Annotated in this window: 9 protein-coding genes; 4 read left to right on the forward strand and 5 right to left on the reverse strand. The window is 57.0% G+C overall.

What is annotated here, in order from left to right; genetic code table 11:
• Positions 1–30 precede the first annotated feature (30 nt).
• Together VGL22_RS15055 and VGL22_RS15060 are read right to left on the reverse strand one after the other, a co-directional pair.
• Positions 31–1,173, reverse strand: a complete 1,143-nt coding sequence (locus VGL22_RS15055) for a relaxase/mobilization nuclease domain-containing protein (RefSeq protein ID WP_465267757.1) — start codon at positions 1,171–1,173, stop codon at positions 31–33.
• A gap of 257 nt (positions 1,174–1,430) precedes the next feature.
• Positions 1,431–1,862 carry a hypothetical protein gene (locus VGL22_RS15060; RefSeq protein WP_465267758.1) on the reverse strand — a complete coding sequence of 144 codons (432 nt, stop codon included), beginning with the start codon at positions 1,860–1,862 and terminating at the stop codon, positions 1,431–1,433.
• Positions 1,863–2,256: 394 nt separating this feature from the next.
• Here VGL22_RS15060 and VGL22_RS15065 point away from each other — a divergent pair, with 394 nt between their 5' ends.
• From VGL22_RS15065 to VGL22_RS15075, 3 genes are read left to right on the forward strand one after another with little or no spacing between them, the layout of a single operon-like run.
• Positions 2,257–2,826 (forward strand): hypothetical protein, encoded by a 570-nt coding sequence (locus tag VGL22_RS15065; protein WP_465267759.1) that lies wholly within the window; start codon positions 2,257–2,259, stop codon positions 2,824–2,826.
• Positions 2,823–3,578: a nucleotide-binding protein gene (locus VGL22_RS15070; protein ID WP_465267760.1), complete on the forward strand. Its 756-nt coding sequence runs from the start codon at positions 2,823–2,825 to the stop codon at positions 3,576–3,578. The genes VGL22_RS15065 and VGL22_RS15070 overlap by 4 nt, the downstream gene beginning before the upstream one ends.
• Positions 3,575–4,252: a hypothetical protein gene (locus VGL22_RS15075; RefSeq protein WP_465267761.1), complete on the forward strand. Its 678-nt coding sequence runs from the start codon at positions 3,575–3,577 to the stop codon at positions 4,250–4,252. The genes VGL22_RS15070 and VGL22_RS15075 overlap by 4 nt, the downstream gene beginning before the upstream one ends.
• Before the next feature lie 228 nt (positions 4,253–4,480).
• Here the strand turns inward: VGL22_RS15075 and VGL22_RS15080 are convergent, their stop codons facing one another.
• Complete coding sequence (locus VGL22_RS15080; RefSeq protein WP_465267762.1) at positions 4,481–7,099, reverse strand: ADOP family duplicated permease; 2,619 nt, start codon at positions 7,097–7,099, stop codon at positions 4,481–4,483.
• 8 nt (positions 7,100–7,107) lie between these two features.
• A complete protein-coding gene (locus VGL22_RS15085; RefSeq protein WP_465267763.1) occupies positions 7,108–7,452 on the reverse strand; it encodes a PadR family transcriptional regulator in 345 nt (114 codons plus the stop codon).
• Positions 7,453–7,826: 374 nt separating this feature from the next.
• On the opposite strand from VGL22_RS15085, the gene VGL22_RS15090 reads away from it, so the two are divergent.
• A complete protein-coding gene (locus VGL22_RS15090; protein ID WP_465267764.1) occupies positions 7,827–8,009 on the forward strand; it encodes a hypothetical protein in 183 nt (60 codons plus the stop codon).
• Positions 8,010–8,086: 77 nt separating this feature from the next.
• On the opposite strand, the gene VGL22_RS15095 is transcribed toward VGL22_RS15090, so the two are convergent.
• Complete coding sequence (locus tag VGL22_RS15095; protein WP_465267765.1) at positions 8,087–8,959, reverse strand: ArdC family protein; 873 nt, start codon at positions 8,957–8,959, stop codon at positions 8,087–8,089.
• Positions 8,960–9,296 lie beyond the last annotated feature (337 nt).

Here is a 9,296-nt window from a genome sequence, read left to right on the forward strand (position 1 = left end):
TTCATTCTGAAGCCCGTGCGATTTCGACTGTCAGTAACCGATCTCGGACTCTCTATGGCGAATCGAGCGACGGAGATCACCCATCCATCCCTTGTCGTTCTCGGAGACAACGATGCCTATCGTTCTCACGCGCCTCGCGATTCCGTCGAGGGCCTTTGGATCATGGAGAATGGTTTCTGAGTTTCCGAGTGCGGCCGCGTAGAGGCGACTTGGGTCACTTTTTAAGCTGTCAATGGAAACAATGTTGCCAGGCTTCAGATCGCCCCGCGCCCAGGCTGATCGCAGAGTGGCGTCATGCCGGAGGATCGCCACTTTGCCGTCCAAGGTTTCAAACGCGGTTTGAAGTTGACCGGTCCGTTCGTCCTCACTGTTGAGAAGCACCCTTCCGATCAGCTTGCGCGATTGCGTCCCGAATTCCATTGGGGCGTGAGGGTCGCTTATGGCCGCACCGCTCCGGAACAAAATCCGAGCGCGATCCTGCAAGTCTTTCATTTGCCTTAGCTGCTTTATGAAATCTGATTGCACAAGCCAGCTCCCATGCTGCTCGCGTGCGAGGCCAAAGCCGGCCAGGACTGCCAAGCGGCGCCTTTCGAAGTCATCTTTGGGAGAGATGTGGGAGAACTCCTTGCCTCGCGTCACCTGACGCGCCATGTTCCGATCCGCGCTCGTAACTCGAAATGCCGTAATCTCGGAGGTCCGCTGCCGCACAACATCGGCCACGGTGCGCGGGCCGAGCTGACGCGTCAGCGATCTCTGGACCTCGTCACGCAAGACCTCGCGAATTACACGGGGCTGTATGAACAGGGGGCTGCCGGACAAAGATCGCCCGCGCACAATGATGTGGGCGTGGGGGTGGTCCGTATTTCTATGCACGATCCCGGCCCATTCGAGGCGTTCGCCCGTCCGTTGCTCCAGGGCGCGAATCATGTCTCCAGACGCGGCCTTGAAGTCCACTGCATCCCCGTCCTCTGGAGAGAGAATGATCTTAAACAGGCGGGTATCTCCTGCCCGCTGCCATTGATCCGTGATGGAGTGAAGAGGCTGCTCGCTTCTGGAATCGAGCCGTTCATGTTCAAGGCCGCCGGATTTGCCGGCTGCGCTCTCACGCTCAAGATATCTTCCGTGGGCTTTCCAGGCTCCCTTGACGCGGGAATTCGAATACCTGACATTCACGATCGCCCGGCGTTGAAACTGGGTGACCGCTCCCCTACCGCTCCGGACGGTGTTTCGCTGACCGGATCGCAGACTCGGGGTTCTGCTGACCGAGCGCGCCAAGTGAAGCAGACGACGTGCACTTCCTGTGCTTGGGCTCGCGGTTAGTCGTCGAACACGTCCGGGCCGCAGTCTGGCAGACGGGCCGTCAATGCTTGACTGCTTTCCGTCTCGATTCGATATCGAGAATCTGGGAGATCTGGCCATTCGTCATTTCCCTATGTCAAGCCTTCGATATCTTCGTCGATTCCGAGGGCGGAAGGTTCATAGGCGTCGCTCTTTCGCCGACGTTGGAATTCGCGCGCCGCGGTTATATTGATTCGTTCGTAAATCTGGGTCCCGCGAAACCTTGCTGCATCAAGTAGCTGCGCTGGGACGTCGGGAAGCGCGCTGACTGCGTACTTGATGAATGAGTCAGTCAGGGCCAAATGCAATTGATTGATGGTCTCGACGTGTTGGAGCCTTTTGCCGATCATCTCGCCTAGTCGATCAATGAGTGAAAAGAAGAGGGTCTCCTGGTCATCCCTCTTCGCCGATGCAAACGTGACCAAGTAATCGAATACGTCGCTCTTGCTTTTGACGTTCAACTCCTGCTGAATCTTTTCGAAGCGCTCGGCTTGAGCCCGATTGAGCCGCAACGTGAATTGCACGCTCTCCGATCTCTTGCGAGTGTTCATACGTCGAATACTACCGCAATGTGCATTTCACTACAAGGCTACACTGCGAACTGAAAGTGAGTCATTTTGCATTTGAACTAGCCCAAAGTGAATCGCACCTATCGCCCGAAACTGCAACCGGATGGAAAAGAAAAAACCTTCAAAGAGAGGCACTCCTTTATGTTCCATTACCCCTATACCTGTTGAGACCGGCTGCCTTACAGCAGCCCACCTCTCTGAGGCCTTCGGCCAGAAAGTGCAGCCTGCGGCTGCAACAAGAAGCGAGACGTAGCGAGACTACGTGAGACAGACCGCGCCTAAACGAGATTGTCGCCCGCACGTATCTTTCCCTACCAACTCTGACCGTCTGAGTCTCGCGTGGTATCGGGTGAGCGCGGTCTATATCGCTTCGGCTCTTGCATTGTTTCCGATTCTCTGGCACTGTGGTATTGAAATGGACACGCCAGTACAAGAACGCACTGCGGAACTACAGGCCGTCATCGTGAAGTTCACTGGCCTCAGAACGGCGGCTCATTTGCGCGCGCGGTTGTTGAGGGGACTCGCCGCCGAACTCATTGCGGCGTACCGTAGCGGGCTCACGCTGAAGGTGATATGGAAGGCCCTGAACGAGAACGGTTACCAGGGAAGCTATCCGCAGTTCTGCAAAACATGCGGTCGAATCGTCGGTCTGCGCGGCAGTGAATCGCGGTCTGCCGAAGCATACGTCGAAGAAAACCTCCTCCCCCAGGAAGGGGAAAGAGTACCACCGCAAGATAAGTCGAGCAGCTCGGTCAACGATGAAGGTGAAATTCAGGAGAAGGGAAAACCGGCATGGCAGCAGCAGAGAGAAGAAGTAGCGGCGAGACTGGATCGGGAGGCGGAGGAATATCGGCGGCGGGAGGCGAGCAAGGTCAAGCCCAAGCTGTTCACGAATCAGCCATTCGAACCGCCGAGGTGAATGGGGACTGGCCCGGAGAGCTTAAGCCCAAGCGGGTAGTCTTTCCCATGGCAGGAAAAGGCGGAGTTGGCAAAACTACCGTTATGGCGACCCTGGCAGAGTGGTATGTGAGCAATGGCTTCAAGGTGGCTATGTTCGATATGGACCCGGACAACAAAGCTGAGGGATCGCTCTTTTCATTTTTCCCGGATGCTCACAAGCTGCCGGCCCTGGAGAACTGGACATACGACAAGCTGCTCGGAGTGTCGCTGGACTCAGAGGCGGATATCGTCCTGGCGGACATGGGCGCTGCCCAAGGCCATCGAATGATTCCGTGGTTTCGTGACTTCTATCGGGTCATGCAAGATTCTGGAATCCCGCTTCGGTGGACCGCTATCGGAGTGGTAGATACCGACATTGCGTCCGCCCGGTCGGTTCTTGATTGGGGTGAGGCGTTGCAGGATGGTGTGGATTACTTGATCGTCCACAACCATCATCGCGACGATGCGGCCTCTGCGTGGGAAAGTCCATCGGTTGCAGAGCTTGTCTCCGCCTTTCGACGGGCATTCTCTCCAATGGAGATTCGCATGGACGCGCGTCGGCCCGATCTTCAGAAGTTCATGCGGATCGGCTGTGACACGCTCACGGCAGTCGGAGAGCGAAAGGCGAAGGCTCCGGAATTGAGGGCGCCGGATATGATGCTGCGTGCCCGAACATACCGCTTTCGAGCATTCAACGAGTTCGCGACTGTACAGAGGGTTCTATTGCCATGAATTCATCCACAGCCGAGTTGAAAACGAGTTCGACCGATTGGATACGTGATCTTGTCTACCTGGCGTTCCCTGAAGGCGAGGCACGGGAACGCGCTCTTTTCGACCTTATTCAACAGTTCGCGAAGATGGACCCGCAAGATCCCGAGTGGCTGCGGTACAAACTGACCGTGGTGGAGTGCCGAGCGATGGAAAACGTAGCTACCCGCTTGGTTGAATCAGCCGCGGCCCAAGATCGGCTCCGCGGGGTCACAAGGGAGATCGCCGACTTTACCGCTCGCGAGTTGAAGATGACGGTTCAAACTACGACGGCAGAAACGCGCCAGCTCTTGGAGGACGTTCAGGCCAACTTGCATGATGCCATTGCCGGCGAGGCAATCCTCAAGAGCTATACAGAGGAAACGAGGCAACAATTCGGTGTCGTGATCGCACGAATCATGGAAGCGCAGCTGGGCCGAGCGCTCGAAATCAGCCAAGCCAAAATGGAATCGTGGGTAACGGGCAAGCTCAACGACTCTATCAAACTGGCAGAGGGCGCGCTCGGCACCGTGACGAGGGATTTTCGCGTCAGACTTTTCGGAGCATGGAGCGGTCTGCTTTGGAGCGTCTTCGCTGCCGGCCTAGTGGCAGGCGCCGCTCTCCTGGCTTGCGGCTTTTGGCTGGGGAGGCACTGGTAGGGAGTCGAATATGCTTTGGATTGCTTATTGCATCACTCTGGTCTTGAGCAGCATGATTGGCGTAGGGGTAGTCTTATGCAGACTCGTTGCTAGAGTCTATTGTTCGCTGTTTCAGCTATACAGTTCCAGAGTTCGCGCTGCACACAGGTGACGAGACTGGTGTGAAGAGTGGCTCTTGCCAGGAAAAAAGGAGCACTCCGTCTCCGTCCAGATCGAGCACAACAACAACTACTCGTTGCGGAGTGCCTCGATAGGGTCGGTTGCAGCGGCACGGCGGGCCGGTATCCAGGCTGCGACGAAACTTGCGACTGCGAGAGTAGCTGAGACTCCGATGAGAATCGAAAGGTCCCAGGGCCGAACGCCGAAAAGCAGGCTCCCGAGAAGACGCCCGGTGAAAAATGAAGCTGCGATTCCCAAGACAAGACCGAGGAGTACGAGCCAGGCTGCTTTCCGAAGGACGAGGCGACAGATCGCGGCTCGTTGTGCTCCCAGCGCCATGCGCACGCCGATCTCGCGAGTGCGCTGGCTGACGGAATAGGCGATGACGCCGTAAAGCCCAATGACGCCGAGCAGAAGTGCACAGGCGGCGAAGCCTCCCGTGAACCACGCCGAGGAGCTATGAAGATAGGAAGCCGCTCCGTAATGAATATGGCCGACCATAGTGAACTCGTTGCGGACTCCGAGGCTAGGATCAAGTCTGTGGACGGCGGTTGCGAGTGCAGGCATGGCGACGGCGGGATCCAGCGTCGTTCGCGCGACGAGGAAGAAGTAATTCGATGGATTCTGATTGGCGGGGAAGTAGACGGCAGGTCGTAGCGGTTCGTCGAGTCCACCTTCGCGGACATCGTCGACAACTCCGACGACCTGATGGAGCGAGGCGGGAGATAGGGTGGTGTCCCCGACGATGCGGCCGACCGGATCTTCACCGGGAAAAAACTGCTGTGCCATGGTGCGATTGATCAGAGCTACGTGAGGATGTTCTCCGTTGTCGGCTTCGTTGAAAGAGCGGCCACTGAGTAGTCGGGTTTCAAGTGTCGCGAAGTATGCCGCGCTGACTGTGCGTGACAAGGCCGATTGCTGTGTACCGCTCCATGCATGCCCGAGGACACGGTAGGGGGCTACGTCGCAGTTGCAGGTGACGGGAAGACTCGTTACAGTTGCCGCTGATTTAACACCCGGGACAGTGTTGACGGTCGCCAGGAGGCTGCGGAGGAGCGCGAGCTGTCGCGCGGGAGTGTCATAGCCTGTGTTGGCGTCGATCTCCAAGGTGGCGATGTGGTCGGGGTTGAAATTGAGATCAACGTGGGTGATGCGATAGAAGCTCTTGCCGAGCAATCCCGCTGCCGCGAGAAGGACTATGGCCAGGGCTAGTTCCACGACGATGAGGTGAGAGCCGAAACGTCGCCAAATGGCGGAGGAACTACGTGCTCCGTTTGCCAGACCGGTGTGCAGATCGTCGAAACAGAGCCGCGAGACAGACGCGCTGGTGCAGACGGTCACGGCGAGGAGCAAGACTGCGGCAACGAAGATGAAGACACGGTGGTCGAAGTTGATGGACTGGAAGTACGGCATGCCGCGGAGGACGCGCTCGGGAATTTGTACGGCTAGCAGGCGGACCACGCTATAGGCGGCGGGAAGTCCCGCGGCGACCGAGAGCGCCACGAGAAGAGCTGCCTCGACGAGGAGTTGATAAGCCAAACGCGCCCGGGATGCGCCAAGCGCTCCCCGAACAGCCATCTCATGACGGCGGCTTTCGGAACGAACGAGGAAGAGGCCGGCCACGTTTAGGCTGGCGATGAGCAGCAGCAGCACGGCCCCAGAAAGCAAAATGAGGAGGATCGGGCGATCGTCTCCAATGATTGAGTCGCGGAAGGGCTCTACAAATGCATCCTGTCCGAGATTCGACTGAGGATATTGCTTTTCCAGTTGAGCGGCGATCGTCCGGGTACTCGCGAGCGCAGCGCCGATGGAAATACCCTCGTTAAGGCGCGCGACGGCGGAGAAAGGGCGGCAGGCACGATCTTGCTCGCAGGGACCAGGGTCGTGAATCGTCACCCAAAGCTCGGCGGCGCGCGGAGCGAACTCAAACTCACGCGGGAGGACGCCAATTACGATATAAGCGTCATTGTTGAGCGTTAGCGATTCACCGAGGACATTGGCACGCCCTCCAAAGAAATGTTGCCATGTGCCGTAGGGAAGCACGACGGTACGTGGCGCGGCGGGAGTGTCATCGGATGGAGTGAACAGGCGGCCCAACAAAGGTGAAACGCCAAGCGTTTCGAAGAAACCGCCGGAGACCTGACCTACTCGAAGGGCTTGAGCGCCAGCGGGATTGCGCCAAACATACGCATGCGGGGCCCAGACATCGAATGCTCGAAAAACGGAGTTGTTCCGGCTCCAGTCTTGGTAGTCAGGATAAGACAAACCGCATTCGCGACAGGTCGCCGTCTGTTCAAAAACGGCGACGAGACTTGCGGGGTCTCGGTAGGGCAGAGGTTTGAGTAGGGCGGCATTCACGAAGGCGAAAATGCTGACGCTGGCAGTGATGCCGAGTGCCAGGACAACGATTACGGCGAGGGCGAACCCAGGGGTCTTGTGAAACCGGCGAAATGCGAAGCGAATATCGGCGAAGGTGTTTTCAAGTTTGGGCCATTGCCAGACCTCGCGGCTGCGCTCCTCGATCAGCGTAACGTTGCCGAATTCACGGCGAGCAGCACGTTCGGCTTTTTCCCGGGTCATGCCGCTGTCTATCAGGTCCGCGATCTTCTCGTCGATGTGCTCGCGGATCGTCTCTGAAAGCTCATTATAGAGACGACGCCGAGAGAACAACCGTCCAAGCCAGCCCATAAGGTCTCCTACTGTCCTGCCAGTGCAAGTACGCGCGTGACTCCGGCGAACATCTTCTCGACGCTCGCAAGTTCTCGCTCGAGGTGCTTCCTGCCTGCGTCGGTCACTTTAAAAACTCGCACGGAACGATTCCTGGCCGAGAGCCCCATTTCCGTTTCCAGCCAGCCAGTCTTCAACATCCTCTGCAGAGCGGGATATAGGGAACCATCCTCAATCTGGAGGTAATCTTCGGAAATATCTTTGAGCCGCTGAGCAAGCGCATAGCCGTGCATCGGCTTCCAGTTGAGGCTCTTAAGGACCATTAATTCCAGTGCGCCAGGAAAGAGGTCGCGGTGCTCGGGTTTCTTCGCCATATGGGTTTATAGTACCTTAAATATACTATTTTTAAACAAGTAGTTCAAGTATACTATTCATTGTTCAAATCTTCGCCGTATATTCGCCTATACTGAATCCATGTTCCACATCCCGACTTCCGGACTGTATTCCGTTTGTCATCGTCTGCAAAGGGTGTCACGAGAACATTCCTGCGCCGGTGGAGACGTTGCCGGATGACTGGATCATTGCAGTGTGTCCGCTCTGTGCCCAAAAGCGCCGCTATCTGCCAGCAGCGATTTTTCAGGGAAAGCTCTCCCATCACGTCGCGGTGCAACGGGTCAGAGGCGTGAGGTGATCCGTGGGCCTGATGAGGCGGGCGGTAGCTCGCGAGGAGCAGGAGCGAAGGAATGCGATGGAAGAGCAGAAGCGGATGACAGACCGGTTCGCATCGACACTGGTGATCGCCGCATCGATCATTGCGGCGGTGAGGCTGGCACGGGATCAGCACATCAGCAGGCCGTCGCCAAGACTGACATCTGTCATTGCTGAAAGTGTCGGGCTTGCCAGAAGGATTCTCGAAGAGGTCGTGCGCTAGGCTGGCGAACTGATGATTGGCTCGTTGCGGGAGAGATCGCGGATTGGGCCGGGAAGTTCGGCCCAATCCGCGCCTGGCTAGCTGGCGAGCAGTTCTGGGGTGTCTTCATTCATTACTGCCGGAAGATCCCTTTCGATCAATTCAATGATCCGTTTGGCGGCGCCGCTGATCGTCGCCAATGATTGGGTGAGCATTTCGGGTGTGACCTCGTAGGTGGCCAGATAGAACGGGCTGCCATGCTGAATTCCGAAATGCGAGAGCACAACAAATGAGGTTGACTCCGCCTCAAGTTCGCGCTGCTGGCGGGTCGTATTCTTCCAAATTTCAGCCTGTTTGTGAAGAATTTCGTGTGCCTGCTCATGGATAATCACGGCCACGCGGTCGCTGTTACTGAGTGCTTGATTGATCTGGATTTTGCCCCCAAGGCTCAATCCTTCTGCGCCGTCAGTGATTGTCGTGTATTCAAGCTCAATTCCAAGCTCGTGACATGCCTGCTCGACATTCGGAAGCAACTCTGCGCAATCATCCTTCACCTTCCACGGCAGAGAAGGAAGAGGCTCTCCGTCTGTGGCGGAAACGTCGAACACGTGGGCAACTTTGAATCCGCGCAGTGTTCCGGCCGTGCCCGTTTGGTGCTCATCGTTTCCCTCTGGCTCATCCCGCTTCTTCGGTTTGTAAATGCAGGGAGCAAAGATGGCGATTCCCTTTTCGCCCTTCCGAACGAATCGGTTCATTTTGCGCCATGTGTTAAAGCCGGCAACGCGCGTCGCCGTTGGGCATTGCATCGCGATCAGGAGTTGGTTATTCCAAGAATAATTGTGAAACTGCGCCATCGCGTTCAGCCATCCGAGGAAAACATCACTGCGGCGGGCTGCATCGGTTTCGGCGGCGAGAGTTGAAACGCTGGTTTCGATCTGCTGGGCGAGTTCGCGGGCTTTGTCGGTAGTCATGGGGTCTGCTCTCCGGGGCTTTTTGGTATTGGCGGTTGTTGTTAACCAACAACCCCTGAGCCACCCGGCGGCGAGGGCGGGGGTAGCAAGTGCAAGCCGAGGGGGATCACCCATCTCTTGGAGCGCAGCGGAAGTGAAGCGGAAAGAGGCGTAGTGCAGCGGAGGTCTGCACGGAACGGAGTGAAGGAAGACTGGGGATACGGCTAGCGCGCGCGAGGGGCGGCGCCCCTGAGAGTTCTTAGGAAATGACTTGACTCAGGCATTCTTGGGCAATGCACCACTTAACTGGATCAACAACGGAAGAAGAGGCAGTTCATCTATTGAGCGATTCAATTTT

Source organism: Occallatibacter sp., assembly GCF_036502485.1.
Taxonomy (GTDB): domain Bacteria; phylum Acidobacteriota; class Terriglobia; order Terriglobales; family Acidobacteriaceae; genus Telmatobacter.

Bases quoted from the DNA above. Each gene is read 5' to 3' on its own strand.
- VGL22_RS15075 (WP_465267761.1), top strand. From the start codon at position 3,575: ATGAATTCATCCACAGCCGAGTTGAAAACGAGTTCGACCGATTGGATA.
- VGL22_RS15080 (WP_465267762.1), bottom strand. From the start codon at position 7,099: ATGGGCTGGCTTGGACGGTTGTTCTCTCGGCGTCGTCTCTATAATGAG.
- VGL22_RS15085 (WP_465267763.1), bottom strand. From the start codon at position 7,452: ATGGCGAAGAAACCCGAGCACCGCGACCTCTTTCCTGGCGCACTGGAA.
- VGL22_RS15090 (WP_465267764.1), top strand. From the start codon at position 7,827: ATGGAAGAGCAGAAGCGGATGACAGACCGGTTCGCATCGACACTGGTG.
- VGL22_RS15095 (WP_465267765.1), bottom strand. From the start codon at position 8,959: ATGACTACCGACAAAGCCCGCGAACTCGCCCAGCAGATCGAAACCAGC.